Below are 26,306 nucleotides of genomic sequence, written 5' to 3' on the forward strand. Positions count from 1 at the left end.
CATCCCCTTCGAAACGGGCAAGGGGCTGACCTTGGACCGGCACGGATTCGGACGATGCCTTCATGCCGGAAACTAGGCAGTCAAACTTGCGCGAGGATGAATGGCGCCGCCGCCACCCGTGATCGCACCCACCCCTATTCCAGCAGGATCAGGATCTTGCTTGCGGCCGTGTTGAGGATCGAGATCGCTTCGACCGCCATCTGCTTCTGGGTTTCGATCGCCTTCTGCCGGATAGAAGCCTCGTCCATGTCGGTATCGACGAGTGCGCCGACACTCTTGTCGATCGAATCGGACAGATCGGCGGTGTAGTCTATTTGATCGTCGATACGTGCCTTCATCACGCCGATGGAAGCCGCCGTCGTCGTCAGCGAGGCGAGCAGCGAATCGGTCACATCAAGCATGTCAGTAAGTTGCGCATCCGTCGTGTTCTTGCCGATCGCAATTTCCGTACCTGTCGCCGGCGTGGTCGAGTTGGCGTTCAAAAGATAGTAGTTGCGTGACGTCACACCGCTGTTGTTGATCGCGTTGGCATCGACCGACTTGGTCAATAGGCCGCCACTTGCATTGTTCTTGTCGATGAGAATGGTCTGCGAGGATGGGAAATCGATGGTCTGGGCCTGATATTCGCCGGTCGGAGCGCGCACGAAGCCAGAGATGACCTGCCATGTCGGCGGCGGAGCGGTGTCGCCGTTCAGCAACCAGTTTTCACCCGCAAACGATGTCGATTCGACGATCGTCTGCAACTGCTCCTTGTATTCGCTGATCTCCGCGTTGATCTTTTCCTTGTCGGCGCCGGGCTCTCTTGCCGAAACCAGCTTGGCGCGAATCTGGCTTAAGAGATCGATCGAGGAGGTCATCGCCGTGTAAGTCGCATCGACCTTGGCAGCGCCGAGACCGAGCGCATCTCCGATTGTTCCGAGATTGGTGCTGTCCGAGCGCATGACGGTCGCGACCGACCAGTAGGACGCATCGTCGGCGGCCGTCTCGATGCGATATCCCGAGGACACTTGCTGTTGAGTCTGGCTGGCTTCTTTGTTGATGCTGCGCAGCACCGCAAGCGCATTCACCGCGGACGCGCTGGTAATCTTAACGGTCATCGACAGGGTCTCGGAATAAGGTGAAAGGGCAGGCCGGATTGCCGGCGGCGACGGAGGTGGCATCATGCCTCCGGCAGGGTTTCCGCCGGTGTGTCGCAAAAGCAAATCAACTCAAGGCGAAGGTAACTCGATATCAACCTGTTCGGCAAGAGCGCAGCACCGAGCGCGGCGCCCCGATTGCTATTTCGATCAAGCTATTGATCTAAAAGAAAGAACCGCGCCGTTTCGGGCGCGGTCCGGGAGGTTTTTGCTTGCTGCCAGACGGCGGCGCAAGATTCGGTCCAGCTTCAGCGCCCGACTTAGCTGCGGAACAGCGTGAGGATGTTCTGCGCGCTGGAGTTGGCAATCGACAGCGACTGGATGGCCAGCTGCTGCTGCGTTTGCAACGCCGTCAGCTTGCTCGATTCCTCTTCCATGTCGGCATCGATCAGGCGACCGACGCCTGAATCGATCGAGTCGCTGAGCGCGCCGACGAAGTTTTCCTGCAACTCGATGCGAGTGGAAATCGAGCCGAGCTGCGATGCAGCCTTGGTCATGGCTTCCAGGCCGGCCTCGATTGACGTCAGAGCCATGGAGATCTCAGCCGAGCCGAAAGTGCTGATGTCCATCGAGTAGATCGAGCCGATCGTACCGTATGACGTGCCGATGATGCCCGAGCTCGTCTCGATCACGCCGGCCGAGGTCATGCCGAAGAGGACGTTGCCCGTCGAGCTCGTGTCCAGGACATAGTCCGTCGTCTTGACCGAGACATTGCCGTTGCCGTCGCGGACGAAGGTGGAAACGACGCTTTTGGTGCCGTCGACGCCGGCAACCCAGTTTTCACCGGAGAAGGAGGCCGACTGTGCGATGCTCAGGAGCTGCTGCTGCAGCTGGCTGATCTCCTCCTGGACCTTGGTCTTGTCGACACCGTTTTCGGTCGCGGCGACGATTTTCGCCTTGATTTCGCTGATAACATCGATGGCGCTGTCCATGGCGGAGTAAGCGGTGTCGACCTTGGCGGCGCCGAGACCGAGAGCGTCAGAAACAGCCCCGAGAGCCTTGTTGTCCGAACGCATGGTCGTTGCAATCGACCAGTAGGCGGCGTTATCGGCTGCCTTTTCGACGCGGTAACCCGACGATACGTGGTTCTGCGTAGTCTCAAGGCTGTCGTTGATTCCGCGGAGGGTCTGAAGAGCGGCCATCGCCGCGACGTTCGTCAAAATGCTGGTCATAAAATGATTGCCCCTTGTTGGCAGATGGGAAAAAAGGGACATTCCGGAAAGCTACCGGGAACGGAAAGCAGCCTCATGCCTGTTAACCGGTTCTTAAACTTGGTTAACTCTCCGTCTCGTTGACCGCAGAAGACAGCATTATAGTTAATCATTGGTTAATAGAAATTAAAAAGCCGCGCTCCATCGAAGCGCGGCTCTATTCCTGGATGCCCGCCGGGGACCGGCGGGCCGATGTTTCGGCGGGCTATTAGCCGCGGAACAGCGTGAGGATGTTCTGCGAAGAAGAGTTCGCAATCGACAGCGACTGGATCGCCAGCTGCTGCTGGGTCTGCAGGGCGCTGAGCTTGGAGGACTCTTCTTCCATGTTGGCGTCAACGAGGCGGCCGACACCGGAGTCGATCGAGTCGCTGAGCGCGTTGACAAAGTTTTCCTGCAACTCGATACGCTTGGAGATCGAGCCGAGAGCAGCGCCGGCGCTGGTCATAGCCTTCAGAGCCGATTCAACGTTGGTCAAAGCCGACTGGATCTGGCCCAGCGTGAAGCTGGTGATGCTCATTGCGAAGACCGAGCCGACCGCACCATTCGAGGTACCGAGAATACCCGTGGAGGTTTCAACAGCACCGGTAGTGGTCATGCCGAACAGGACGTTGCCCATGGAGCCGTTCGAGAGAGCATAGTCGGTTGTCTTGACCGAAACGGCGTTAGAGGCATCGCGGACGAAGGTGGAAACGACGCTCTTGGTGCCAGACGCGCCGGCGACCCAGTTTTCACCCGAGAACGAGGCCGACTGTGCGATGCTCAGGAGCTGCTGCTGCAACTGGCTGATTTCTTCCTGGACCTTGGCCTTGTCGACGCCGTTTTCAGTGGCGGCAACGAGCTTTGCCTTGATGTCGCCGACGACGTCGATGGCGCTGTCCATGGCGGAATAAGCGGTGTCGACCTTGGCGGCACCGAGGCCGAGAGCGTCTGATACAGCCGAGAGAGCCTTGTTGTCCGACCGCATGGTCGTTGCGATCGACCAGTAAGCAGCGTTGTCGGAAGCCTTGCCGACGCGATAGCCGGACGAAACGTGAGCCTGGGTTTCCTGGAGACCCTGGTTGATGCCACGGAGAGTCTGGAGGGCTGCCATTGCAGCATTATTGGTGTTGATGCTCGTCATTGTTTACTTGCCCCTTGTTGGCAGATTTTAAGAAGGGACATTCCGGATTTTGGGCCGGCCCACAGCGATCAGCATCATGCCTGTTAACCATTCCTGTTAGGGTTAACTCGCCGTTTCGATGGGCCTAGATGACAGCAAGATGGTTAAGGAAAGCTAAATTCAAATTGGAAATAGCGTAAAAATATCTGATAGTTAGGAGGATTTTGATTAACCTTATATTAAAACATTTCGCGGCCGGGGATGACCCGGCCGCGAAACTTGGAAGTGTTGTGGGCTGTCCTAGCGGAACAGCGACAGAATGTTCTGCGAAGAAGAGTTCGCGATCGACAGCGACTGGATCGCCAGCTGCTGCTGGGTCTGCAGGGCGCTGAGCTTGGAGGATTCCTCTTCCATGTTGGCGTCAACGAGGCGGCCGACACCGGAGTCGATCGAGTCGCTGAGCGCGTTGACGAAGTCGTCCTGGCTGTCGATGCGCTTGGAGAGCGAGCCGAGAGCAGCGCCGGCGCTGGTCATAGCCTTCAGAGCCGCTTCAACGTTGGTCAAAGCCGTCTGGATCTGGCCGGCGGTGAAGGTGGTGATGCTCATCGAGTAGATCGAGCCGACCGTACCCGTCGAAGTACCGAGGATACCCGTGGAGGTTTCAACCGAACCGCCGCTCATGCCGAACAGGACGTTGCCGAGCGAGCCGCTCGAGAGAGCATAGTCGGTCGTCTTGATCGAAACAGCGTTGGAGCCGTCGCGGACGAAGGAGGAAACGACGCTCTTGGTGCCCGACGCGCCGGCAACCCAGTTTTCACCGTTGAAGGAAGCCGACTGAGCAATGCTCAGGAGCTGCTGCTGCAGCTGACCGATTTCTTCCTGAACCTTGGCCTTGTCGACGCCGCTTTCAGTTGCAGCAACGAGCTTGGCCTTGATATCGCCGACGACGTCGATGGCGCTGTCCATGGCAGTGTAAGCGGTATCGACCTTGGCAGCGCCTACGCCGAGAGCGTCGGAAACAGCCGAGAGAGCCTTGTTGTCCGAACGCATGGTCGTTGCGATCGACCAGTAAGCGGCGTTGTCAGAAGCCTTTTCGACGCGATAGCCCGACGAAACGTGGTTCTGCGTCTGGTTGAGGCCCTGGTTGACGGCACGCAGCGTCTGGAGAGCGGCCATTGCGGAAGAATTGGTGTTAATGCTTGTCATAAGTCTGTCCCCTGAAAAACAAGATACAAAAAGGAGGACATACCGGACTGTAGTACCGGCGATGACGGACCAGCTTCATGCTACTCGGCGCCTTTTTTGTTTGGCCCAAACCCGTCATGTCCAGGGCAATTTCGCAGCCAATGCTTGCCAACTTCTTAAAAATACAGACCCTGGGCCGGCTCCTTGCAGGGCATAGTTAATGCCTTCTCACAAGGCTTAGTTAATGCCGGCTGAAGATAATTTTTGGCATCCGAAAGGTGCGCTTTCCTGGGACAGTCGAAGGCTTTCCGGACAAAGCAGGCGCTCATCGCGCCACCGGTTTCAAGCAAGCTTCGAATGCCAGTGTGGCGGATGCCGGGATAGCATCATCGGACCGACCCCGTTTTTGGGAGGACGAGCCATGCGCGCTTCGGCGATCGACAGCCATGCCAGAACATTTCCTTCACGGAGTTGAGTTTTGAACAGCAAAGTTTCGTTCTCTGCGGCATCAAAGGATTACCAGATGGGCCGCTACACACAGTCCTTGGCGACGCTCAACCAGTTGATGGATATCCAGCAGGACGCCAAGACCTATGCGTTGCTGGCCAAAAACCTCGTGCAACTCGGCTTCAAGGCCGATGCCGCGAAAGCCTATGGCCTGGCCGGCAACTGCGAAGGACCGAACGCCTACGAATACCAGAAACAGGCTGCCAAGCTGCACTACGAGACCGGCAGCGAGGACGACGCCCTGCTGATCGCCATGCGAAACCTCAGCAAGGCCCAGGAAGACCCGGAACTCGCCTTCATCATCACCGCGATCTATCTGAAGCGCCAGCAGCGGGATATCATCCGGCCGTTCAAGACGGTGCTGTCGGAGAGCCAAAATCCCGATCATATGCGCCTGGCAGCCCTGCTGCTGAGCGACGATCTGCACGACGCAACCAACCAGGCCCTTGCGCGCAACCTCTTCAAGCGTTTTCCCGGCAATCTCGCATTCCGCTTCCTTCATCTTGTTTTCGCCCGCGAATTCAACGAGTTCGAAGAGGCAAGCAAGCATCAGGCAGTGATCGACGCCACCCTTGCAAAGGGCGATGTCGAGATCCTACGCAAGGACAACCCATTCTATCATCTGCACTGGTGCGGCAACGAGGATTTCAACCGGTATGCGACGATCGGCACCACGCCCCTCAACCCGGAACGGGTGGCCTTCCGCCGCAGCCAGCCGCACACATGGTCGGACAAGATCCGGATCGGCTACATGTCATCCGACTTCTGGGATCGTCACGCGACGATGAAGCTCTTGCAGCGTATCCTCGAGTTGCACGACAAGGACCGGTTCGAGGTAACCCTTTTCTGCCATACCGAACCGGAATTCCTGAAGCACAACGACACCGACCGCAGCCGTTGGGGCAGGATCGTCACCGTTCACGGCTTCTCCGACCAGATGATGCTGGAAGCGGTGCGCAAGCATAATATCGACATCATGGTCGATCTGAAGGGCCATACGTCAGGCAGCCGCGCCACGGCCTTCAACTTGCCGCTGGCGCCGGTGCATGTCGGTTGGCTCGGTTTTCCCGGCAGCACGGTCAATATCGATCTCGATTATGTCATCGGCGACCATTCGGTGCTGCCCGAGGTGGCCAAACCCTTCTACCACGAGAAGTTCTGCCGCCTGCCGGAGAGCTACCAGCCGAACGACCCGATGCATCGTCCGAAGCCACGTGCTGTTACACGCGAGCAGCTCGGCCTGCCTGATGACGCCTTCATCTTCGCGTCCTTCAACGGCAACCGCAAGATCACGCCGGAGACGATCGACAGCTGGTGCCGTATTCTCAAGCGCGCGCCGAACAGCGTGCTCTGGCTGATGGCGAATACGCCGCGCAACCAGGCAAACCTCTTGAAGCAGTTCCAGACGGCGGGCATTTCGCCCAAGCGGATCATCTTCTGCCCGCGCGCCCCTTACGAAGAACATATAGACCGTCAGCAGGCAGCCGACCTCGGCATCGACACCTTCCCGGTCAATGGCCACACGACCACCTCGGAGCAGCTCTGGGGCGGCCTGCCGGTCCTGACCGTCAAGGGCACCAACTTCGCGTCACGCGTCAGCGAGAGCCTGCTCAGTGCCATCGACCTGCCCGATCTCGTTGCGCCCGACCTGCAGGCCTATGAGGATATGGCTGTCGAATTGGCTGAGAACCCCGGGCGGATCGCCGAATACAAAGCGCATCTCAAGGAGAAGCGTTATATCGCGCCGCTCTTCGATGCCGAACGGTTCTGCGACCATCTGGAGCAAGCCTATGAAATCATGGCCGAGCGCGCCAAGCAGGGTCTTGCACCCGATCATATGGACATTCCGGCGCTGCCACCGCGCACGGCGCCGTTCGCGGCCGAGTGAGGCTTTTCGACCACTGCAGCGCCACGCGTCTTTCAGAGTCGTAAACGACGCTTGGCACCTTGAATTGCTGCATAATGAAAGAACCCGCCGGAGCAATCCGACGGGTTTTCTCATTGGCGAATATCCAAACGGCGGCAGCCGTTCAGCTGAACGAGCGCACCAAGCTGCCGACGAGCAGGTTCCAGCCGTCGATCAGCACGAAGAAGAGAATCTTGAAAGGCAGCGAGATCGAGGTCGGCGGCAGCATCATCATACCCATCGCCATGGTGATGGTCGCGACGATGAGGTCGATGACGAGGAACGGCAGCACGACAAGGAAGCCGATCTCGAAGCCGCGGCGAATCTCGGAAATCATGAAGGCCGGGATCAGCACGCGGTAGTCGATCGGAGCGGTCGTCTGGATATTCTGTCCGCGTTCGCGCGCCAGATCGACGAAGAGCGCCAGATCCTTGTCGCGGGTATTGGCCGCCATGAAGGTGCGGAAGGGTTCGCCGATACGCTGGACTGCCTCGGTCTCGTTGATCTGATTGGCAAGCAGCGGCTGCACGCCGTTCTGCCAGGCCTGATCGAAGGTCGGCGACATGACGTAGAAGGTCATGAACAGCGACAGCGACAGGAGGATCATGTTGGAGGGCGTCGAGGAGAGGCCCATCCCTGAACGCAGGATCGAAAAAGCGATGATGAAGCGCGGAAAGCTCGTCACCATGATCAGGATACCCGGCGCGACCGAAAGAATGGTCAGCAGGCCGAATGTGCGGATGATCCAGGCGGCGACGGAGCCATCGACCGGTAGGTTCAACAAGTCAGTCGGCAGCTGCTGTGCCACCGCCAGTTCCGGTACCGCCATCATGGCGGCAAGGAAAACTATGAGACGAATCATTCGATGACAAATGTCCTGAACATGACCTTCGATACCCGCCCTTGCGAGCGAAGGTCAACACGTTCCTGAATGTCATCCTTGAGATATTGAAAGCCCCGCGGCCCTTCGATCTGCTGGAGGGAAACGGTCCTGATATAAGCGAGGATATCCTGGTGAATATCCTCGGAAACCTTGACATCCGGCGGCCCGTTGAAGAGCAGCGCGACCTCGAGTCGCACCCAGTTTTCCGACGGGTAGGCAAGGTTCGACGTGATCGGCTCGAGCTGGACGACGTTGTTGGCCTCAGTCGAAATTCGCGCCAGACCTTCCTCGGCCTTCTTCTTGGCCTCGGCTTCCTTGGCCTGTTCGGCCTCCTTGGCGCCCTTGACGTTGGGCGCGACGATCGTGCCGACCGCCCATCCGCCGCCGGCGCCGAGCAGGGTGAGCACGGCGATGCCGATGATCGTCATCAGCGCGCCGGATTTCTTCTTCGGTTGACCTGTGCTTGCGTCTGGCTCTGCCATCGTCGTTCAGCCTCAAAGCGGCGAGAAAAGATCGACGGCCTGCTGGCCGCGCGGAGGCTGCTGCACTTCCATCAGGCGGCCGCGGCCGCCGTAGGAGATGCGGGCTTCGGCGATCTTGTCGTAGGAGATCTGGTTGTCGGCATTGACGTCCTGCGGGCGAACGATACCGGCGACATTCAGGATGCGCAGCTCCTGGTTCAGGCGGACTTCCTGCGAGCCCGAGATGACGAGGTTGCCGTTTTCGAGAATGCCGGTGACGACGGCGGCGACCAGAAGGGTGAGCTTGTCGGTGCGCTCGATCTTGCCCTTGCCGTCGGTGCTGGTGTCGGAGCCATAAGTCAGGTCGGTCTTCGACTCGGGCGTCCAGCCGAAGATCTGGGCGTTGACGTCCCAGTTCATGCCGCTCGAATTCGTGCGGCTGCGGTTGGTCTCGTTGTCGAAGGAGGCCTTGTCGTTGATCTGGATGTCGACGGTCAGGATGTCGCCGACGTTGAGCGCGCGCGCATCCTTGAAGAGGGCGGCCTGAGAATCGCTCCACAGCGAATAGCCTTGCGCCACGGCGCGCGGCTGTTTCGGATAAAGCGCCATCTGTGGTGTCTGGCCGTAGGCGAGGCCGCTGCCGATCGGGCTCATCGCAGGCGCACGGCCGATCTCGCTGACCGCCGTCGGAGACTGGCAACCTGCAAGGAGTGCGAGGGCGGCGATCGCGGCCGGGAAACGCATATTCATGAAGGATCCTTCGACGTATTGGGATCGGACGCGCTGGCGATGACGCTGGCGATGACCGCGGCTTTCTCAGGGTCCATCTCGTTGAGGATGAGGCTCGACTGACGCGGGCCGAGCCGCATGATCACGGCGGAGGCCACCTCGATCTTCATGTCCTGCAACTGAAGTGCGGCCGCATCCGGCTTCATCTTCCTGTAGATTTCAGTGAGGCCGGCTTCCGCCTGCTTCAGGAAATCGTCACGCCGCTTCAGCCAATCCTGGTATTCGGCCTTGCGCTTGTCCATTTCCGCCATGCGGGCGTCGATGTCGGCGCGAAGCTTTTCCAGCTCCTGCTTCTGCAGCAGGTAACGCTGGTCGCGGGCAGGCTCTGCGATGTTGGTGCAGAACTGCTTGATCTCGTCCTGGGAGGTGATGTCGCCTGCCGGCGCATGTTCCTGCGCGAAGGCGCTGGGGATCGACAGAAGGACGAGGCCTGCGGCCGGCAGCGCCAGCCGGCGCAGCAATTGCAGAACCGTCATGTCAGGGTTGATGATATCAATCATTGCAGCACAAGCTCCGCCTGCAGGGCGCCTGCCGACTTGATGCCCTGGAGAATGGCGATGATGCCATCCGGTTTCACACCGATATTATTGAGGCCGGCGACAAGGGTCCTGAGATCTGGACCGTCGATGATGGCGACGCGCCCACCAGTCTGCTCGGCCGCGATATCGGTCTGCGGCTGGACGGCGGTCCGGCCGCGCGAGAAGGGTTCGGGCTGGATGATCTGTGGCGTCTCGGTGACCTGGACAGTCAAGGTGCCGTAGCTGACGGCGACCGGCGAGACGCGGACGTCGGAGCCGATAACGATCGTTCCGGTGCGCTCGTTGATGACCACCTTGGCCGGCGTATCGGTTTCGACGATGAGGTTTTCGACGTCGGCCATCAGCCGGGTGAGATCGGCCGCGCGCGGCTTCTGGATCACGACTTCCTGCGAATCCTTGGCTTCGGCGACCGGGCCGCCGAAGCGCGCCGAGGCATAACCGTTGACGATGTCGGCGATACGGATCGCCGTCGAGAAGTCTGGGTTGCGCAGCTGCAGGACGAGATTGACCGAGTCCTTGAAGCGGGACGGCAGTTCACGTTCGATGATCGCGCCGCCGGGCACGCGGCCTGCGGTGGTGACGCCTTCGGTCACGGTCGCCGCCTGGCCCTGCGCCTGGAAACCGGAGACGATGACAGCGCCCTGCGCGACGGCATAGATCTGCCCGTCGGCGCCGGAAAGCGAGGTCATGACGAGCGTGCCGCCGCGCAGCGACGTCGCGTCGCCGAGCGAGCTCACCGTCACGTCGATACGACTGCCGGGACTTGCGAAGGGCGGCAGGTTGGCGGTGACCATCACGGCCGCGGTATTCTTGGCGTTGGACTGGCCGCCCTGCGTCGAGATGCCGAGATTCTGCAGCATCGCTCGCATCGACTGCTCGGTGAAGGGGGAGGCACGGAAGCCGTCGCCGGTTCCCTGCAGGCCGACGATCAGGCCATAACCGATCAGCTGGTTGTCGCGCCCGGCCTGAAGGGAGGCGATGTCCTTGATGCGGGAGGTCAGCGCCCAGGCGGGCGCGACATCAGCCAAACTCATGGCGAGAACCGCGACAAGGGTGACGAAACGGAAGAACAATTTCATTTTGCCCTCACATGGACCGTGCCGTCCGCAAGCACAGTGCCGCTGACGATGACGCCGGAGTCCATATTGCGCGCGCGAACGACCTGCCCGATCGTGCCGTCTTCGAGCGGCGTGCCGGCGGCGGAGATCGTCATCGCGCCGAGCGATAAGACCAGGCGGATCGAAGAGCCGCGCGTCACCGTATAGGCCTCGCGCAGACCCGAAACCGAAATCGTGCGGCCCGGCAACAGCGTGCGCTTGGAGACCATGCCTTCGACCTGCGAAATGGATTTGGCATAATCGCCGGCGAGGTTGGGGTTGGTGACCTCGACCTCCTGAAGCTGGCTCGACGACAATGTGTCGCCGGGATAGATGATCGTCGTCGGGACGACGGCATAACCCATGCCGGCATCCACGTCCGCGGGCAGGAAAATGCCCGCGACTGCGATCGTGGCTGCCGCCACCCATCCTGCGATGTGTCCTGCCCGGCAAAACATCATGTTTCGGCCCTTCCCTTTACTTCAGGTTCTTGCTGACGATGGAGGCCATTTCATCAGCGGTGGTGATCACCTTGGAATTCATTTCGTAAGCGCGCTGGGCCGAGATCAGCTCGGTGATTTCCTTCACCGGGTCGACGTTGGAAGATTCCAGGTAACCCTGCTTCATGTAGGCGAAACCTTCCTCGTCAGGATTGCCGATGACGGCTTCGCCGGAGGCCGGCGTTTCCTGGAAGAGATTGTCGCCGAGCGGCTGGAGACCCGCCTCGTTGACGAAGTCGGCAAGGGTCAACTGGCCGAGCTCGGTCGCCTCCGTCGCTCCCGGCAGCTTGGCCGAGACCTGGCCGGAGCGGCTGATCGTCAGTTCGGTCGAGCCCGTCGGAATGGTGATGCCGGGAAGGACCTCGTAGCCGTCGATGGTGACGAGTTGGCCCTGGTCGTTCTTGTTGAAGGCGCCGGCGCGGCTGTAAAGCGTCGTACCGTCGGTCGACTGGATCTGGAAGAAGCCCTTGCCGATCAGCGCTACGTCGAGATCGTTGCCGGTCTGGGTCAGTTCGCCCTGGAGATGCAGGTTGCGAACCGCCGAGGTCTGGACGCCGAGGCCGATATTGGCACCTTCCGGAACGACGGCCTGGTTGGCGCGGTTGGCGACACCCTTGGCACGTTCGGTCTGGTAGAGAAGATCCGAGAATTCGGCGCGGGCGCGCTTGAAACCGGTCGTATTGATGTTCGCGATGTTGTTCGCGATGACTTCCAGATTGGTCTGCTGGGCATCCATGCCCGTTGCTGCGATGGCGAGCGCTCTCATGTGTTCGTCCTCAAATCAGTTACATCTGCATCTTGGTGACTTCGAGAAAGGCCGAGACGACCTTGTCGCGGATGGCAATCGCGGTCTGCAGCGTCTGCTCGGCCTGGAGCATGGAATCGACGACTTCACGCGTCGTCGCCGTGCCCTTGATACCGGCAAAGGACATGCTTTCCGCACCCTTCAGGCTGTTGACCGCCTCACTCGCCATGTTGCCCATGACAGAGGCGAAGCTCATGCCGTTGGCCGCTCCTGCGGCGCCCGACATGGTGGCGGCAGACGAGGAGGCGGAATTTTCGGTGTCGACGGCGCCGAGCGCACGGGTCATCGAAAGGTTGCTGACATTCTGGACGCTGCTGATCATTCTTATTGGCTCTTCAGGAGGTCGATCGTGGAGGAGATGAGATCGCGGGTCTGTTTGATGGTCTGCAGATTGGCGTCATACGAGCGGTTGGCTTCGCGCATGTCGGCCATCTCGACCAGGATATTGACGTTCGGCAGTTTGACGACGCCCTTCTGGTCCGCAGCCGGATTGCTGGGGTCGAATTCAGTGCTGAAGTCGCCTTCGTCGACGCCGACCTTCTTGACGCCGACAGTCTCGACGCCGTTACTGCGATCCATCTGCTGGCCGAAGGTAATCGTCTTGCGGCGATAGGGATCGGCGCCGGGCGTGTCGCCGGTCGAGCGGGCATTGGCGATGTTTTCCGAAACGATGCGCAGGCGCGTCGACTGCGCCTCGAGCCCGGAACCGGCGATTTTCATTGCTGCTGAAAGCGGATCCATGACTTTACCTCCTGACCGTCATCAACATCATGCGGTTGAAGGAACTGACCAGCGAGGTGTTCAGATCGTACTGACGCTTGATATCGCCCGACTTGGAGAGCTCCTCGGCCAAACCGACCGTATTGCCGGATTCCTGGACACCGATTTCCTGATCGAGCGCGGCGTCCTTGACGTCGATATCGCCGCTGTCGCTGAAATCGTTGCCGCTGAGATGCGCCGGATTGGTGCGCGCCATGTTGATATCGGAATTGTCGAGCACCGCATCAAAGGGCGTAACGTCCTTGGCGCGGAACTTCGGGGTATTGGCATTCGCGATGTTGCCGGCAACAACCTGCTGACGGATCGTCAGCCATTCCGCCTGCCGCGAAGCCAAGTCGAAAAGTTGGATCGGTTGCATGAGAACTCTCCGTTTTTACTGTCCCGAACCTAGTGCGGTAATCTTGCGTGGGACTTACGGGGAATTCAGGCGTCGAGGCGGTTTTCGGGGGAACGCCGCCGCGACGCTGTAACTCTTTGAATAGCTGCGTCATTCCATAAATCGGAATCGATCCAAGAAATGACGGAATAAAAAACAGGGGCTCCGGCCGGTTCACGGCGGAGCTCCTGTTGCCTTCGGCGTTTACGGACAGCTTCAATTGTTCTGGTAGATCTCGCCTTTGGAGGTGACGATCACCCATTTGCCGTCGCGCTGCTCGAGTGTCGCAAGACGGCTTTCGTCGGGCAGGATCGAGCCGATGCGCACCACATACATGCCCGAGGGATCCTCGATCAGCGCCCGGCCGTTGGAAACATGCAGCAGGCGGAAGGAAGATTTGCCGGGGAAAGGCTGATCTTCCTGTATGGCGCGGCCATCGCGCTCCTTGCCGAGATCGGAGACCGTCGCCGTCGTCAGCGGATCGATCGGCGGGGCCTTCTTGTCCGCCTCGTTCTTGTTGACCATGGCAAGTGGCGAGACGCTGAAGACGTTGCGGGCCGGCCAATCCGGCAGTTCACGCGAATTCTCGCTGGCGGCGACATTGATGCCGAATTTGTCCGCATTGAAGAAGACGTACCAGGGAAAGAAGGCGGAGGCGCCGGCAAGCGCCAGGCCGGAGAAGGTCAGAAACCGATCCAGGATGGCGGCTTTCCTGCGCTGCTTCAGGGAAGCGATACGTTCGTCGTCGAAATCAGCCACGTCTAGCCTCTCCTCTGAATAGGGGCGCCCTGATTGCCCATGCCGGCTGCAGCCTTGAGCGCGCCGGCGAGATCGGCGAAAGCGTCGAGCGAGTCGCGATCGCCCGGAGACTGCTTCAGGACGTCGTAAATAATCGGCACCTGCTTGATCGCCATGTCGAGATCGGGATCAGCACCCTGGCGGTAACCGCCGATCATGCGCAGGTCGCGCGTCTCTTCGAAACGATGGATCAGCACCTTCAGCCGCGATACCAGCTTTTCCTGATCCGGCGTCCAGGCTTTGCGGGCGAGACGCGAGATCGAGGCGAGCGGATCGATCGGGGGATACCGCCCTTCTTCGGCGAGACTGCGCTGCAGGACGATATGTCCGTCGAGGATGCCGCGGGTCGAATCGGCGATCGGGTCATTGTGATTGTCGCCGTCGACGAGGATCGAGATGATCGCCGTGATGGTGCCGGCGCCTTCGGGACCGGGACCGGCGCGTTCCAGGAGGCGCGGCAGCTCGGTGAAAACGGAGGCGGGATAACCGCGCGCGATCGGCGGTTCGCCGGAGGCGGTCGCCACCTCGCGGATCGCATGGGCGAAACGCGTGACGCTATCGACGATGAAGAGGACGTTCTCGCCCTTGTCGCGGAAATGCTCGGCGATGGTGACCGCCGTCAGCGGCGCCATCTTGCGCAGCATCGGGCTCTCGTCGCTGGTGGCGACGACGGCGATCGCCTTCTTCATATTGCTGCCGAGCGTATCCTCGATGAATTCGCGCACTTCGCGGCCGCGTTCGCCGACGAGCGCAATGACAACCTTGTCGAAGGCATCGGCGCGGGCGAGCATGGACAGAAGCGTCGACTTGCCGACACCCGAACCGGCGAAGATGCCGAGGCGCTGGCCGAGGCAGAGCGGCGAGAAGATGTCGATCGCGCGCACGCCGGTCTTGAAGCCGGTCTCGACACGCTTGCGGGTCATCGAGGGCGGCGCGGTATTCGAGATCGAGCGGCGATCGAGGCCCTCGGTGATCGGGCCCAGCCCGTCGATCGGCTCGCAGAGCGAGTTGACGGTGCGCCCACACCAGCTGTCCGTCGGTGAAATGCGGAAGGCGCCCTTGCGGATGACGGTATCGTGGATGCCGATCGGTTCGCCGGGTTCGATCGGGCAGACATAGATCAGTTCCGGCTCGACGCGCACGACCTCGCCGAGATGGATGCCGGTGGCCGATTTATGGGCCACGAACTCGCCCAGACGAACATGGCGGGAGAGACCGTGAACCGTGTAGTGGCCGGCAGCGATGGTCTGCACGCGGCCGCCATGGGCAACCGCAAACTCCGGCGATGCGTATCGGTCGACGAGGCCCGCCAGATGCGCCAGCTTCGGGGAAAGGCCGTCCTCAGACAGTAATGTGGTGCTCATGCTTTAACTCTAGCCTAGCGGCTGCCCCCAAGCGTCTGGACGGCTTCCTTGAAAGAATCCTCGCTGTCGCGCATCAGCGACGAGACGCTTTCGAAGGCGCGGTTGACTTCGATCAGCTGGGTGATCTCGCGCATGGCATTGACGTTGGAGTTTTCGAGATAACCCTGCTCGACACCGACATTGAAGCGGTCGACGACAGCGCGCGGCTGGTCGGTGGTCATGATGCCGCTGTTTTCGTAGCGCAGGTAACCCTTGCTGACATCGGCCTCGAACAGGCCGAGCGAGCCGATCTGCCGGCCGCCCTGATAGATGATGCCGTCGGTGCCGACGGCCGGCTCGCCGCCTGTCGTGTTGAGCTGGATCGGTGCGCCGCCGGCGTCAAGAACCGGGTATCCGCGGATCGAGACGAGTTCGCCGGTATCCTTGATCGTAAAGCGGCCATCCCTCGTCAGAACCTGGCCGGCCGGCGTGTCGAGCGCAAACCAGGCATCACCCTTGACGGCGAAATCGAGCATGTTGCCGGTGTGCTGCAACTCGCCATTTCCCTCGTTCAGGTAGTCGTTGCCCTGGGAAACGAAGGCGACCTTGGTGTTCAGCTTGTTCTTGGTGGCTGCCACCATCTCGTCGAACTTCACCTCGGTGGCGCGAAAACCGGTCGTGTTCACGTTCGCCATGTTGTCTGCGATGGTGGTCAGGCGCTTTTCGAGGGCCATCTGCGACGACAGAGAAACATAAAGACCGGATTGCATGTCGGTAAGCTCCAAGCATTGGCGATGAACGGAACGAAAAGCCGGGCGTCGTCTTATGTGGTTCGGCCGGGATTTCGCTGAGGCGGCATCTCAGAAACGGGCGCGGACACCCATTCGTCCCCTTTAGACTGACGGCAGATGCTTGCGCGAAGCTGGCACGCGGAAATGCCCCGCGAGCGGGCCTTTCATCAGCCTCACGCAAGGCAGAAACCCTATCGGTCTCAATGAAAAGCAACGTTCAGATTGGGCTGACGATGAACATCATTATCGGATTTATAGTGACTTGCGGCTGTGTCATCGGCAGCTTCATGGCGATGGGCGGCGACGTGAACGCTCTGTTCCAGCCCTTCGAATTCGTCATCATCGGTGGCGCCGGTCTCGGCAGCTTCATCATGGCGAACCCGATGAAGGTGGTGAAGGATTCCGGCAAGGCACTCGGCGAAGCCTTCAAGCATGCCGTGCCGAAGGAACGTAACTATCTCGATACGCTCGGCGTGCTTTATTCGCTGATGCGCGATCTGCGCACCAAGTCGCGAAACGAAATCGAAGCCCATATCGACAATCCGGCCGAATCGACGATCTTTCAATCGGCTCCGACCGTTCTGAAGAACAAGGAACTGACGGCGTTCATCTGCGACTACGTGCGCCTGATCATCATCGGCAACGCCCGCAGCCACGAGATCGAGGCGCTGATGGATGAAGAGCTCAACACCATCATGCACGACAAGATGAAACCCTACCACGCGATCCAGATCATGGGCGATTCGTTCCCGGCGATCGGTATCGTCGCGGCCGTTCTCGGCGTCATCAAGGCGATGGCCCACATCAACGATTCGCCCGAAGTGCTCGGTCACCTGATCGGCTCGGCGCTCGTCGGCACCTTCCTCGGCATTCTCTTGTCCTACTGCGTCTGCTCGCCGCTGGTCTCCCAGATCAAGGTCGTGCGCAACAAGCAGCACCGCCTCTACGTCATCGTCAAGCAGACGCTGCTTGCCTATATGAACGGCTCGGTACCGCAGGTCGCTCTCGAATACGGTCGCAAGACGATCTCGGCTTACGAGCGTCCGTCCATCGATGCGGTCGAGCAGGAAATGATGAACCCAGGTGGCGAAAACAAGGCGGCTTAAATGACTATGAGCAATGCTTCGCACGACAAACCGGCAATGGATCCTACCCTCCTCGCCAAGCTGACAGGCGGGCTTGGCGACAGAGGCAGGGTCGCTAAGATCTGCAGCTCCTTCGGGGAAATCTACAGCGAATTCTTTCTCGACGTCATCAAAAGCGAGACTGGCCTCGACGTGACGGTCAACTATCTCGGCTGCGATATCGGCTACAAGAACCACCTCATCGAAGACCTGAGCGCGAACGTCACACTCGTCGACGCGACGCTGCGCAACTGGTCGCAGAACATTACGCTTGCCTGCGGCAACGGCTTCGTCATCACGCTGATGGAGCATCTGCTCGGCGCCACAGCCGATACGATCGAGGAACCGGCCGACCGGCTGCTGTCGATCATCGAGCTGGATCTGGCGGTCATGGTCTTCGACAAGATCGCCAAGGTGCTGCGCTCGGCCGTCAACGCGCCGGGCGGTTTCGAACCGAGCCTTTCGGCTCCGTACGCCCATGACATGCGCGCCCGGCCGCAGGAGGATCGTCCGGACGAATTCGCCGCCGCCATCAACATGTCGATCACGCTTGCCGGCATCGTTTCGGAATTTACGTTGATCGTTCCGCAGACGGCACTGCTCAAGACCAAGGTAACGCCGCCGAAGCCGAAACGCCAGGCCAGCAGCAACTCAGCGGAATGGACCGAACAGCTTGGCGACCAGGTCCGCCGCTCACATGTCACGCTCGAGGCCAAGATCAGGCTGCAGGACCTGACGTTGCGCACCATATCGAAGCTGATGGTCGGCGACGTCATTCCGTTCCGCGACCACGGCGAGGTGCGCGTCGAGGTCAGCGCCAACAGCAAGGAATTGTATGTGTGCGAGTTCGGGCGTTCAGGTGAAAACTACATGGTCCGCGTCAAGGATACGATGAACTCGGATGACGAACTCATCCGTCATTTAATGAATTAATCGGTTCTCTGGCTTTTGGGCTGCAAAGGCAGTTTGAGGCAAGTTTCAACTGGAATAGTGATTTCATGGCTACGAAGAAAACACAGCAGAACAGCGACCTCTCCCTGGATCTTCCGGGCAGCGAAGCCGATCTCGACCAGGCGATCGACGATCTGCGTGGCGTGCTGAAGCAGGATGCCGATGGCGACCTGTCGCAGTTTGGCGACGACCTGCAGAGCGACCCCTTCGCAGCAGGAACGGACCTGGCCGCCTTTGGCGGCGAGGCTTCGGAAAGTCCTTTCGGCAGCGACGATTTCGGCGGCGATTTTGGCGCTAGCAATGCCAGCCCGGCGGCCGGCATGGATTTCGGCAGCAGCCCCTCGTTCGAGGCATCGCCGGCTCCGCTCGGCAGCGCTTTGAATTCCAACTTCGACCTGATCATGGACATCCCGATCGACGTCCAGATCATGCTCGGCACCAGCCGCATGCAGGTCTCCGGCCTGATGAACCTCAATGAAGGGGCGACGATCGCCCTCGACAAGAAAATCGGTGAACCGGTCGAGATCATGGTGAATGGCCGCAGGATTGCCCGCGGCGAAATTACGGTGCTTGATAACGACGACACGCGATTCGGTGTAAAACTGATTGAAGTTTTGAGTACGAAAAAAGCCTGATCCCTGTGTGGGACGGAGAGGTTAGACCATGATGGACTTTGACGATTTCGGCGGCGCACTAGCCGGGAAACCGTTGACCCAGGCTGAAAAGGCGGCGGCTGTTCTTCTCGCTATGGGAAAGGGCGTCGCCGGCCGGCTGTTGAAATATTTCACCCAGGCCGAACTGCAGACCATTATCTCATCCGCCCAGTCGCTGCGCGCTATTCCGCCGGATGAGCTCCTGTTGCTCGTCTCCGAGTTCGAAGACCTCTTCACCGAGGGCGCCGGACTGATGGACAACGCCAAGGCGATCGAGGCCATTCTTGAAGAAGGCCTGACGCCCGACGAGGTCGACAGCCTGCTCGGCCGCCGCACCGCATTCCAGGCCTACGAAACCTCGATCTGGGATCGCCTCAGTGAGGCGGAGCCGACATTCATCGCACAGTTCCTTCTGCGCGAACATCCGCAGACCGTCGCCTATATTCTTTCGATGATGCCCTCCTCCTTCGGCGCCAAAGTGCTGCTGCAGCTTCCCGACAACCGCCGCGCCGACATCATGAACAGAACGGTCAACATGAAGGCGGTCAGCCCGAAGGCTGCGCAGATCATCGAAAACCAGGTCATGACGCTGCTTGCCGAGGTTGAGGCAGAGCGCAATGCGGCCGGCTCGACGAAGGTTGCCGATCTCATGAACGAACTCGACAAGCCGCAGGTCGACACGCTGCTCAGCTCGCTCGAATCGATCAGCCGCGAGTCGGTCAACAAGGTTCGCCCGAAGATCTTCCTGTTCGAGGACCTCATGTACATGCCGCAGCGCAGCCGCGTCATGCTGCTCAACGACATATCGGCGGACGTGCTCACCGTCGCGCTGCGCGGGTCGCCGCCCGAGATCCGCGAATCGGTTCTCTCCGCCATCAGCCCACGCCAGCGCCGCATGATCGAATCGGATCTGCAGAGCGGCATGGGCGGCGTCAATCCGCGCGAGATCGCGATTGCCCGCCGCGCCGTGGCGCAGGAAGCGATTCGGCTGGCCAATTCCGGCCAGATCGAGCTCAAGGAAAAGGAAGGCGACGCTTCGGCGGCCGCCTAAAGCGCGTCGCGATCTTTCAGATTCGCTCTTCGCGCTTTAGCTCTTTGTTTTTATCCATGTCGTTATCGCAAAACCGCTGCACACTTTTGCGCGACATGATTGGCGCTCGAGACTGTTGACAAATCCGGCATGCCGAAAGGCGGCTGTTGATCGCCGTGCCACAGACGACTACCCTTCCGACAATAGACCGTGCTCTAGAGCGCGTCGCATAGAACCCGGTTCTTGCGACGCGCTTTAGGTCTTTGTTCTGATGCATGTCGTCACCCCAAAAGCGCTGCACGTTTTTGGGCGACATGCATTACGCGCGGCCTATTTCTTTGACGGAGGGCCGCGACTTGGCAGACGATGACAAGGACAGCAAAACAGAAGCCCCAACCGCGAAAAAGCAAAGCGATGCCGCGGAAAAGGGCAACGTGCCGTCTTCGCGCGAACTTTCTATCTTTGCGACCATCCTTGCGACCTTCATTTACCTCGTATTCTTCCTTCCCGACAGCGTCGGGCGCATGAGTGAAATGCTGCGCGACATCTTCGAACAGCCCGACCAGTGGAAGATCGAGACGGGACCGGATGTCCTGGCGCTGTTCGTCCGGATCGGCTGGGCAAGTGCCGCGCTGCTGGCGCCCGCCTTCATCCTGTTCATGGTGTTCGGCGTCGCCTCCTCCGTCTTCCAGAATCTGCCGACACTGGTGCTCGAACGCATCCGCCCGCAGGCCTCGCGTATCTCGCCGATCAAAGGCTGGTCACGGCTCTTCAGCGTGCCCGGCCTGGTCGAATTCGGAAAGTCGCTGTTCAAGGTGGTCGTCGTCGGGGTGATCCTGTTCTTCGTGCTCAGGAGCGAATATTTCGGCTCAATCGACGCGATGTTCTCCGATCCGCAAACGATCCTCGTGCGCGTGACGGCGGCGATGCGCAAGATCATCATCGTCATGCTGATCGCCACGGCTATCGTGGCGATCGCCGATCTTTTCTGGACGCGCCATCACTGGTTCACCGAACTGAAGATGACGCGGCACGAGGTGAAGGAAGAAAACAAGCAGGCGCAGGGCGATCCCTTCGTCAAGAGCCGGCAGCGCTCGCTGATGCGCGACCGGGCGCGCCGGCGCATGATCGCCAACGTGGACCGCGCGACGCTGGTGATTGCAAACCCGACGCACTATGCGGTGGCGCTGCGTTATGCGCGTGAAGAGAACGACGCGCCGGTGGTGCTGGCCAAGGGCCAGGACCTGATTGCGCTCAAAATCAGGGAGATCGCCGAGAAGAACGGCATACCGGTGTTCGAAGATCCGCCACTTGCGCGCTCCATGTTTGCGCAAGTCTCGATCGATAGTGTCATCCCGTCAGTCTTCTATAAGGCGGTAGCGGAGCTCATCCACCGGGTCTACGCTGCGGACGCCAAGAACAAACGGGTAAGATAAGCCGAATGAAAAAATGCCCCCACTCTACCCAGCGTGAAAAGATCCTCGCAGACGCGATCAGCCCGGTCGCTACTGAACTGCGCCTTCTGGATGCTTCTGACCTTATTTCACTGCTGCGCTTCGAGTATTACGGCAACCTTTCCGATCTCGTCGCTTCGGCGGCGGAGCTTTTCTTTCATCCGGGCACGGTGAATTTCGGCTTGGGCGGCAACTATACTCTGGAGTGGGGCGGCAAGCCCGAAGTCGTTCTCGATCTGGAAATCAAGCCGCGCGGTGTCACCGTCTACGCGCAGCTCACCCTTGCCGAAGATCACGCCGGCATCGAGATCAATCATATCGCTTTCCAGGATCCCTCGGCCGATCCCGACGAGAACACCATCTTCCTCAAAAAGAGCCTTCGGGAAGCGCGTTACAGCGTCAACCAGCCGCCTCAGGCGCTGGCCGGCTAACCTCTTTCAAGACAACCAAGCTTTCATTCGCCTTGCAATTCAAAGCGTTACAGCGTCCTAAAGCGCATCGCGATCTTTCAGATTCGCTTGTCGCGCTTTAGGTCTTTGTTTTACGCCTGTCGATATCGCAAAGCCGCTGCACACTTTTGCGCGATATGCTCTCGCTGAAAGGACGCGCGACGCTGTAAGGGACTGCGCGGGTTCAGCTGATATAACCGAGCCGGATTGCCTTGGCGATCGCCTGAATGCGATTGACGGAATCGAGCTTGATGGTTGCCGAGCCGAGATAGGCGTTCACGGTGTGCACCGACAGTCCAAGCTTGTCAGCAATCTCTTCGCTGATGCGGCCGTCGCCGGCAAGCTGCAGACAGGCGATCTCGCGTTCGCTGAGCGCCTCAGCGGCAGCCGTGCGGCGTTCGTCGAGCGAGAGCAGATCCATCATGATATGGCAGCAGCGACCGTGCAGCTCGACGATGGTATCGCTCGAAGGATCGATCTCATCGCCTGTGAAAAGGATGAAACCATTGCCGACGGCGCCGAGCCGCACCGGTAAGGCAAGTCCGGAGAAGGGCAGAATACCGTCCTGCAGTCGCGTCATGAACGGCGAGAAGTCTGCCGGACCGGGTGCCGCGCGGTCGTAACCGCCGGCCCATGAGAGCGGCAGCAGCGACTTGTCGATATGATCGAGAAGAATATCGCCGTAGGCATCCGTGAAGGCCTTGCCGAAACCGGCATTGGAAGAACCCCAGTTCTCAAGCTCGCAGACAAGCCTCTGCTTTGCCGGAAGGCCCGAGCCGCTGACGCGGAAGATCGCGAAGCCTTGCGCATCGGCGAGCTTCTGCATCGCGATCAGCCGCGGAAAAAGGTCGGACCGGCTGGAAATCCTGTTCACACGCACCGTGCGCAGCTGCTCGGCGCTGCTCATCGTCCTGCCTGCTGGATAGCCCATAGATCCCCCTATACGAGATTATTGCGGACGGCGAAGGCAATGGCCTCGGACCGGGTCTTGGTCGCCGTCTTGCGCATCACGCTGGTGATGTAGTTGTTGATGGTGTTGCGGGAGATTCCGAGGATCATGGCGATCTCGTCGCTGGTCTTGCCCTCGGCGATCCAGAACAGGCATTCCAGCTCGCGGTCGGTCAATTCGAAATCACGATCGACCTTCGTACCGCCGCAGCGCAGGAAGCTCGCGACATAACCTGCAAGCAGGCCTACGTCCCGCAGGCGCTCCGGCGAAAGGATGAACCCCTCGCCGAACAGGAACATCAAGGCCAGTCGCGACCGGCCGACATTGAAGGTCACCGAACAATATTGGCGGCTGGCGCCGTCCGGAACTTCGGCACTGTCAGGCAGAAGAGCAAAATTCGGCTGGAAGACCTGCATGCATTTTTCCAGCTCCGTCGAGCGGGCATAGCCGCGGACCAGATCATTGGCGATGTCCCTGACCAGATCGAAAGGCCAGTCCGACGAAACGATGAAATCGAGGCCACTTTCCTGAAGGAGATCACAGCGCGCCAGAAGGTAGTGCGAAGCACCCACGTAGTCCGTCAGAGCGCGCAGACCAGACTGCAACCTGCCGGTGCTGGCGACGCCGTGGAGGCGCTGGAGCAGCTCATCGCGCGGCAACAGATCCGGCACCACCGCACTCGCGAAATTCGCCATATGCCTCTCGCCTTTGCTCGCCTGAATTACATTCATATCCATTGGCAATGTCCTGCGGCTGAGAAACGATCGAACTCGGTGCAACAGCAATTTTTCTGTAAAGGATTCAGGTCAAGTCCCGCTCGAATCCCATTTCGAATCACCTAAGGGTAAGCCAGCCGATGCAAATCACCATCTCCGACTTCTAGGGATTTACTTTCGCTGTCGCCAATGCACTGATTCGACCAGTCGTTCCAGCCTTCAAGATCTAAGGAGGCTAAGGTGATTCTGGCGGTATCGCAACCAGCTTCGCGTTTTACGCGAACCCCTCTCATCATGTCGCGTTACAGCCGCATTTAATGAGTCGGGTCTATAGTGTTGTTCGAATTCCCAACCCTGATTGTCATGCCCCAAGTCTCTCACATAGCCGGTCATGGTTTTCAGCAACAGCGGTCAGGAAATCCAGCTTTTGTACCGATATGAAAAAAGGCCGGTTGCCCGGCCTTTCCTTTACGCTGCTTCGTCGATCGCCCATTTCCTGAGGATTTTCGCGGCGCGTTCCTCGTTGATCTCGACCATACGGGAAAGCTTGCGTTCCGGGCCTTCCTTGACGCGACGATTGAAGTTTCCATCGTCGTCGCCGAGGCTGAGCAGGTCCTCGGTACTGTCGAAGCCGAAGTCGGACCCGAAGCCGTCCATGAGAGCGCCGCCGGGTGCTCCCGATGCAGGCGCGAAGTCCGGAAGCTCGAGGCCAGCCGCTTCCGGCGTCGCGTCGCCGAAAGCCGCGGAGCTGCCGTTGCCGTTGATGCTGCGCACCAGAGGCCGCAGGCCCATCCAGACCACTACGAAAGCGACCGCGACAAAGGCCAGCGAGTTGATGATGCCGGCAAGGTTGCGGCTCAGCATGTCCATGACGCGGACACCGCCGGTGGCGTCTTCGAGCAACTGGTTCTCGAGGAAGTCCATGGCCGTCACGGTGACGACGTCGCCGCGCTTGGCGTCGATGCCGGCCGCTGAAGCGACGATCTTCTGCATTTCGGCAAGATAGGCGTCGACCTTGGTCTGATCGGCGGGTTCACCGACCATCTTGGCGATGCGGCCCTTGTTGACCACCACGGCGATCGAAAGCTTTTCGACCTTATAGCTGCTGCGGGTCGTCGCCGTCGTCTTGCTGTTGATTTCGTAGTTGGTCTGCTCTTCGCGCTTGTCGGACTTGTCCTGCGATTCAGGCCCGGCGGAGCCGCCGGCCTCGGGAGCCGCCTGCGGAATGTTCTGTTCGACCGTCGTCGCGCTATCGGACTGCTTCTGCTGCGACTGCTGGGCTTCCTTCGTCGAGCGGACCGAGCGTTCGACCTTGGATTCAGGATCGAAAACCGTTTCCTGGATCTGCTGGGCGTCAGTGTTGAGATCGGCGGTGACGCTGGAGCGGAAGTTGTCCATGCCGAGGAAGGGTGCCAGCGCCTTGTCTATGTTGGATTCGACTTCCTGCTGAACGTTCTGCACGATGTTGAGCGAGCGGTTCAGCGAGCTGTTGCTCGCCTCGTCGCCGGAAGCGAGCAGTTGGCCGGCGGAATCCAGGATCGTCACGTCATCGACATCAAGCCCCGGCACGGCCGAGGCGACGAGGTGGCGGATCGAGGTCGCCGCGCTCCGCCCGGTGGTGGCGCTCGCGCGAATCATGACGGATGCGGTCGGTTTTTGCTCCGCCTTCCGGAAGTTTCCGACCTCCGGCATGACGATATGGACGCGCGCGGCGGTGATACCAGAGATCGACTGGATGGTGCGGGCGATTTCGCCCTCCAGCGCTCGAACCCGCGTTACCTCCTGCATGAAGGAGGTCAGGCCGAGGGAGCCGACATTGTCGAAGAGTTCGTAACCGGCATTGGCGCTGTTCGGCAGGCCGCGCTCGGCAAGCATCAGGCGGGCCTTGCCCGTCATCCCCGTGGGAACACTGATGCTGGAGCCGTCCGTGCCAACCTGGAAATCGACGTTGGCTTCGGCAAGCGCCATGCTGATCTGGTTGAGATCCGGCGAGTCCAGACCGACATAGAGCGTTTCCTGTGCCGGTTTGTTGACGAAAAGGGCGGCCGCAAGGACGATTGCGATGGAGACGGCACCGACGCCTCCGAGAATCATCAGGCGTGTTCGGCCCAGGGAACCGAAGTTCTTAAAGATCTGAACTAATTGATTTAACAGATTCATTCTGTTCTCGCACGATCCGTCAAAGACAAAGCAGGCTTATTGCCTCATCAGACGAATAGTCGGCGAAACTTGTGCGAGCGTTTCGTGAGAGTATGCGGGAGCGAAAAGGCCTAAGGTAATTCCAGCAAAAATGCGCGGCGGTTTGCGTCCGGAATTGCGCTAGAACAAAGAGAGAGCGTTTCCGTGACTCGGAAAAAACGGGGTCGTTCTAGAAGAAATCGAAGTCGCCGGCTGCCTTGCTCAATGGCTGGGAGTGGCCGTGGCGTGTGGCGCCGCCCAATGCCTTTTGCATCTCCGCCAGCTTGACGAGGCTGAGCGCGGTTGCGACGTCGACTGCCCAGCCGTGCGGGATTTCGCCGGTGATGGTGTCGATGAATTCTGCAAGGCCGCGTGATTTCTGCACAGCCAGATCGATGCCCTGCATGACCTTCATGGCATCCGGCGAATTCAGGATTTCGGCGCCGCCGAGGTCGAGAAGCTGCGGCTCGATACGCTCGATGAGATAGGCGACATCGTGCAGTTCGGAAACGATGCGCATCAGGATGTCGCTCAGCGCTTCGACAGGCGCAGGCGGCTCCATCATCTGGGTAAATGTCATATGAAAATCCTCGCCA

At 59.8% G+C, this 26,306-nt stretch carries 28 protein-coding genes; 7 read left to right on the plus strand and 21 right to left on the minus strand.

Features of this window, described 5'->3' with window-relative positions; all coding sequences use genetic code 11:
- Positions 1 to 134: 134 nt before the first annotated feature.
- The 4 genes from RWJ89_RS14895 to RWJ89_RS14910 form a co-directional block, all read right to left on the minus strand.
- A complete protein-coding gene (locus RWJ89_RS14895; protein WP_026264919.1) occupies positions 135 to 1,097 on the minus strand; it encodes a flagellin N-terminal helical domain-containing protein in 963 nt (320 codons plus the stop codon).
- Between the two features lie 299 nt (positions 1,098 to 1,396).
- The gene (locus tag RWJ89_RS14900; protein ID WP_168256644.1) at positions 1,397 to 2,308 is read right to left on the minus strand and encodes a flagellin N-terminal helical domain-containing protein; all 912 of its coding nucleotides are present in this window, start codon (positions 2,306 to 2,308) and stop codon (positions 1,397 to 1,399) included.
- Positions 2,309 to 2,555: 247 nt separating this feature from the next.
- On the minus strand, positions 2,556 to 3,467 hold the full coding sequence (locus RWJ89_RS14905) for a flagellin N-terminal helical domain-containing protein (RefSeq protein ID WP_131664722.1): 912 nt from the start codon (positions 3,465 to 3,467) through the stop codon (positions 2,556 to 2,558).
- 279 nt (positions 3,468 to 3,746) lie between these two features.
- Positions 3,747 to 4,652 (minus strand): flagellin N-terminal helical domain-containing protein, encoded by a 906-nt coding sequence (locus RWJ89_RS14910; RefSeq protein WP_131664721.1) that lies wholly within the window; start codon positions 4,650 to 4,652, stop codon positions 3,747 to 3,749.
- 457 nt (positions 4,653 to 5,109) lie between these two features.
- Here RWJ89_RS14910 and RWJ89_RS14915 point away from each other — a divergent pair, with 457 nt between their 5' ends.
- Positions 5,110 to 7,026, plus strand: a complete 1,917-nt coding sequence (locus tag RWJ89_RS14915; protein ID WP_131664720.1) for an O-linked N-acetylglucosamine transferase, SPINDLY family protein — start codon at positions 5,110 to 5,112, stop codon at positions 7,024 to 7,026.
- Positions 7,027 to 7,168: 142 nt separating this feature from the next.
- Here RWJ89_RS14915 and fliP read toward each other — a convergent pair whose 3' ends face one another.
- The 13 genes from fliP to flgF all read right to left on the minus strand — a co-directional run bounded on the left by fliP (position 7,169) and on the right by flgF (position 16,185).
- Positions 7,169 to 7,906 carry a flagellar type III secretion system pore protein FliP gene (fliP, locus tag RWJ89_RS14920; protein ID WP_168283531.1) on the minus strand — a complete coding sequence of 246 codons (738 nt, stop codon included), beginning with the start codon at positions 7,904 to 7,906 and terminating at the stop codon, positions 7,169 to 7,171.
- The gene (locus RWJ89_RS14925) at positions 7,903 to 8,409 is read right to left on the minus strand and encodes a flagellar basal body-associated FliL family protein (RefSeq protein ID WP_168283530.1); all 507 of its coding nucleotides are present in this window, start codon (positions 8,407 to 8,409) and stop codon (positions 7,903 to 7,905) included. Before RWJ89_RS14925 ends, fliP begins: the two co-directional genes overlap by 4 nt.
- Positions 8,410 to 8,421: 12 nt before the next feature.
- The gene (gene flgH / locus RWJ89_RS14930; protein WP_011650477.1) at positions 8,422 to 9,138 is read right to left on the minus strand and encodes a flagellar basal body L-ring protein FlgH; all 717 of its coding nucleotides are present in this window, start codon (positions 9,136 to 9,138) and stop codon (positions 8,422 to 8,424) included.
- A complete protein-coding gene (locus tag RWJ89_RS14935; protein ID WP_012756064.1) occupies positions 9,135 to 9,677 on the minus strand; it encodes a MotE family protein in 543 nt (180 codons plus the stop codon). Before RWJ89_RS14935 ends, flgH begins: the two co-directional genes overlap by 4 nt.
- Positions 9,674 to 10,795 carry a flagellar basal body P-ring protein FlgI gene (locus tag RWJ89_RS14940; RefSeq protein WP_003545536.1) on the minus strand — a complete coding sequence of 374 codons (1,122 nt, stop codon included), beginning with the start codon at positions 10,793 to 10,795 and terminating at the stop codon, positions 9,674 to 9,676. Before RWJ89_RS14940 ends, RWJ89_RS14935 begins: the two co-directional genes overlap by 4 nt.
- A complete protein-coding gene (gene flgA / locus RWJ89_RS14945; RefSeq protein ID WP_131664717.1) occupies positions 10,792 to 11,274 on the minus strand; it encodes a flagellar basal body P-ring formation chaperone FlgA in 483 nt (160 codons plus the stop codon). Before flgA ends, RWJ89_RS14940 begins: the two co-directional genes overlap by 4 nt.
- Before the next feature lie 16 nt (positions 11,275 to 11,290).
- Positions 11,291 to 12,079, minus strand: coding sequence for a flagellar basal-body rod protein FlgG (flgG, locus tag RWJ89_RS14950; protein ID WP_003545534.1), 789 nt, complete (start codon positions 12,077 to 12,079; stop codon positions 11,291 to 11,293).
- 19 nt (positions 12,080 to 12,098) lie between these two features.
- Entirely contained in the window at positions 12,099 to 12,440 is a 342-nt protein-coding gene (locus tag RWJ89_RS14955; protein WP_020048480.1) for a flagellar hook-basal body complex protein FliE, read from the minus strand.
- A 2-nt stretch (positions 12,441 to 12,442) separates the two neighbouring features.
- Positions 12,443 to 12,859: a flagellar basal body rod protein FlgC gene (gene flgC, locus RWJ89_RS14960; RefSeq protein ID WP_003545531.1), complete on the minus strand. Its 417-nt coding sequence runs from the start codon at positions 12,857 to 12,859 to the stop codon at positions 12,443 to 12,445.
- A gap of 4 nt (positions 12,860 to 12,863) precedes the next feature.
- Positions 12,864 to 13,256, minus strand: a complete 393-nt coding sequence (flgB, locus tag RWJ89_RS14965) for a flagellar basal body rod protein FlgB (protein ID WP_017958990.1) — start codon at positions 13,254 to 13,256, stop codon at positions 12,864 to 12,866.
- Positions 13,257 to 13,490: 234 nt separating this feature from the next.
- Positions 13,491 to 14,033: a hypothetical protein gene (locus RWJ89_RS14970; protein ID WP_020048479.1), complete on the minus strand. Its 543-nt coding sequence runs from the start codon at positions 14,031 to 14,033 to the stop codon at positions 13,491 to 13,493.
- Positions 14,034 to 14,035: 2 nt separating this feature from the next.
- Positions 14,036 to 15,436 carry a flagellar protein export ATPase FliI gene (gene fliI / locus RWJ89_RS14975; RefSeq protein WP_003545525.1) on the minus strand — a complete coding sequence of 467 codons (1,401 nt, stop codon included), beginning with the start codon at positions 15,434 to 15,436 and terminating at the stop codon, positions 14,036 to 14,038.
- A 14-nt stretch (positions 15,437 to 15,450) separates the two neighbouring features.
- A complete protein-coding gene (gene flgF, locus RWJ89_RS14980; protein WP_131664716.1) occupies positions 15,451 to 16,185 on the minus strand; it encodes a flagellar basal-body rod protein FlgF in 735 nt (244 codons plus the stop codon).
- 254 nt (positions 16,186 to 16,439) lie between these two features.
- On the opposite strand from flgF, the gene motA reads away from it, so the two are divergent.
- From motA to RWJ89_RS15010, 6 genes are all read left to right on the plus strand, one after another.
- Positions 16,440 to 17,312: a flagellar motor stator protein MotA gene (gene motA, locus RWJ89_RS14985; protein ID WP_011650470.1), complete on the plus strand. Its 873-nt coding sequence runs from the start codon at positions 16,440 to 16,442 to the stop codon at positions 17,310 to 17,312.
- Positions 17,313 to 18,263, plus strand: a complete 951-nt coding sequence (locus tag RWJ89_RS14990; RefSeq protein WP_131664715.1) for a FliM/FliN family flagellar motor switch protein — start codon at positions 17,313 to 17,315, stop codon at positions 18,261 to 18,263.
- A gap of 65 nt (positions 18,264 to 18,328) precedes the next feature.
- On the plus strand, positions 18,329 to 18,916 hold the full coding sequence (fliN, locus tag RWJ89_RS14995) for a flagellar motor switch protein FliN (RefSeq protein WP_131664714.1): 588 nt from the start codon (positions 18,329 to 18,331) through the stop codon (positions 18,914 to 18,916).
- 28 nt (positions 18,917 to 18,944) lie between these two features.
- Positions 18,945 to 19,985 (plus strand): flagellar motor switch protein FliG, encoded by a 1,041-nt coding sequence (gene fliG, locus RWJ89_RS15000; RefSeq protein WP_131664713.1) that lies wholly within the window; start codon positions 18,945 to 18,947, stop codon positions 19,983 to 19,985.
- 335 nt (positions 19,986 to 20,320) lie between these two features.
- Positions 20,321 to 21,400: a flagellar biosynthesis protein FlhB gene (gene flhB / locus RWJ89_RS15005; protein WP_131664712.1), complete on the plus strand. Its 1,080-nt coding sequence runs from the start codon at positions 20,321 to 20,323 to the stop codon at positions 21,398 to 21,400.
- A gap of 5 nt (positions 21,401 to 21,405) precedes the next feature.
- Positions 21,406 to 21,849 (plus strand): hypothetical protein, encoded by a 444-nt coding sequence (locus RWJ89_RS15010; protein ID WP_018072559.1) that lies wholly within the window; start codon positions 21,406 to 21,408, stop codon positions 21,847 to 21,849.
- Positions 21,850 to 22,051: 202 nt separating this feature from the next.
- On the opposite strand, the gene visR is transcribed toward RWJ89_RS15010, so the two are convergent.
- The 4 genes from visR to cheT all read right to left on the minus strand — a co-directional run bounded on the left by visR (position 22,052) and on the right by cheT (position 26,290).
- Positions 22,052 to 22,798: a transcriptional regulator VisR gene (gene visR / locus RWJ89_RS15015; RefSeq protein WP_131664711.1), complete on the minus strand. Its 747-nt coding sequence runs from the start codon at positions 22,796 to 22,798 to the stop codon at positions 22,052 to 22,054.
- Between the two features lie 8 nt (positions 22,799 to 22,806).
- A complete protein-coding gene (visN, locus tag RWJ89_RS15020; protein WP_024320948.1) occupies positions 22,807 to 23,553 on the minus strand; it encodes a transcriptional regulator VisN in 747 nt (248 codons plus the stop codon).
- Positions 23,554 to 24,000: 447 nt separating this feature from the next.
- A complete protein-coding gene (gene fliF / locus RWJ89_RS15025) occupies positions 24,001 to 25,692 on the minus strand; it encodes a flagellar basal-body MS-ring/collar protein FliF (RefSeq protein ID WP_316031079.1) in 1,692 nt (563 codons plus the stop codon).
- Positions 25,693 to 25,900: 208 nt separating this feature from the next.
- Positions 25,901 to 26,290, minus strand: a complete 390-nt coding sequence (gene cheT / locus RWJ89_RS15030; protein ID WP_017958978.1) for a chemotaxis protein CheT — start codon at positions 26,288 to 26,290, stop codon at positions 25,901 to 25,903.
- Positions 26,291 to 26,306: the final 16 nt, after the last annotated feature.

Origin of the sequence: Rhizobium sp. 10PS4 (assembly GCF_032464805.1) — a bacterium.
Classification (GTDB): domain Bacteria; phylum Pseudomonadota; class Alphaproteobacteria; order Rhizobiales; family Rhizobiaceae; genus Rhizobium; species Rhizobium laguerreae.

Excerpts from the sequence above, each read along its gene's own strand:
- RWJ89_RS14895 (WP_026264919.1), bottom strand. The coding sequence starts at position 1,097 with ATGACCGTTAAGATTACCAGCGCGTCCGCGGTGAATGCGCTTGCGGTG.
- RWJ89_RS14900 (WP_168256644.1), bottom strand. The coding sequence starts at position 2,308 with ATGACCAGCATTTTGACGAACGTCGCGGCGATGGCCGCTCTTCAGACC.
- RWJ89_RS14905 (WP_131664722.1), bottom strand. The coding sequence starts at position 3,467 with ATGACGAGCATCAACACCAATAATGCTGCAATGGCAGCCCTCCAGACT.
- RWJ89_RS14910 (WP_131664721.1), bottom strand. The coding sequence starts at position 4,652 with ATGACAAGCATTAACACCAATTCTTCCGCAATGGCCGCTCTCCAGACG.
- fliP (WP_168283531.1), bottom strand. The coding sequence starts at position 7,906 with ATGATTCGTCTCATAGTTTTCCTTGCCGCCATGATGGCGGTACCGGAA.
- RWJ89_RS14925 (WP_168283530.1), bottom strand. The coding sequence starts at position 8,409 with ATGGCAGAGCCAGACGCAAGCACAGGTCAACCGAAGAAGAAATCCGGC.
- flgH (WP_011650477.1), bottom strand. The coding sequence starts at position 9,138 with ATGAATATGCGTTTCCCGGCCGCGATCGCCGCCCTCGCACTCCTTGCA.
- RWJ89_RS14935 (WP_012756064.1), bottom strand. The coding sequence starts at position 9,677 with ATGATTGATATCATCAACCCTGACATGACGGTTCTGCAATTGCTGCGC.
- RWJ89_RS14940 (WP_003545536.1), bottom strand. The coding sequence starts at position 10,795 with ATGAAATTGTTCTTCCGTTTCGTCACCCTTGTCGCGGTTCTCGCCATG.
- flgA (WP_131664717.1), bottom strand. The coding sequence starts at position 11,274 with ATGATGTTTTGCCGGGCAGGACACATCGCAGGATGGGTGGCGGCAGCC.
- flgG (WP_003545534.1), bottom strand. The coding sequence starts at position 12,079 with ATGAGAGCGCTCGCCATCGCAGCAACGGGCATGGATGCCCAGCAGACC.
- RWJ89_RS14955 (WP_020048480.1), bottom strand. The coding sequence starts at position 12,440 with ATGATCAGCAGCGTCCAGAATGTCAGCAACCTTTCGATGACCCGTGCG.
- flgC (WP_003545531.1), bottom strand. The coding sequence starts at position 12,859 with ATGGATCCGCTTTCAGCAGCAATGAAAATCGCCGGTTCCGGGCTCGAG.
- flgB (WP_017958990.1), bottom strand. The coding sequence starts at position 13,256 with ATGCAACCGATCCAACTTTTCGACTTGGCTTCGCGGCAGGCGGAATGG.
- fliI (WP_003545525.1), bottom strand. The coding sequence starts at position 15,436 with ATGAGCACCACATTACTGTCTGAGGACGGCCTTTCCCCGAAGCTGGCG.
- flgF (WP_131664716.1), bottom strand. The coding sequence starts at position 16,185 with ATGCAATCCGGTCTTTATGTTTCTCTGTCGTCGCAGATGGCCCTCGAA.
- motA (WP_011650470.1), top strand. The coding sequence starts at position 16,440 with ATGAACATCATTATCGGATTTATAGTGACTTGCGGCTGTGTCATCGGC.
- RWJ89_RS14990 (WP_131664715.1), top strand. The coding sequence starts at position 17,313 with ATGACTATGAGCAATGCTTCGCACGACAAACCGGCAATGGATCCTACC.
- fliN (WP_131664714.1), top strand. The coding sequence starts at position 18,329 with ATGGCTACGAAGAAAACACAGCAGAACAGCGACCTCTCCCTGGATCTT.
- fliG (WP_131664713.1), top strand. The coding sequence starts at position 18,945 with ATGATGGACTTTGACGATTTCGGCGGCGCACTAGCCGGGAAACCGTTG.
- RWJ89_RS15010 (WP_018072559.1), top strand. The coding sequence starts at position 21,406 with ATGAAAAAATGCCCCCACTCTACCCAGCGTGAAAAGATCCTCGCAGAC.
- visR (WP_131664711.1), bottom strand. The coding sequence starts at position 22,798 with ATGGGCTATCCAGCAGGCAGGACGATGAGCAGCGCCGAGCAGCTGCGC.
- visN (WP_024320948.1), bottom strand. The coding sequence starts at position 23,553 with ATGGATATGAATGTAATTCAGGCGAGCAAAGGCGAGAGGCATATGGCG.
- fliF (WP_316031079.1), bottom strand. The coding sequence starts at position 25,692 with ATGAATCTGTTAAATCAATTAGTTCAGATCTTTAAGAACTTCGGTTCC.
- cheT (WP_017958978.1), bottom strand. The coding sequence starts at position 26,290 with ATGACATTTACCCAGATGATGGAGCCGCCTGCGCCTGTCGAAGCGCTG.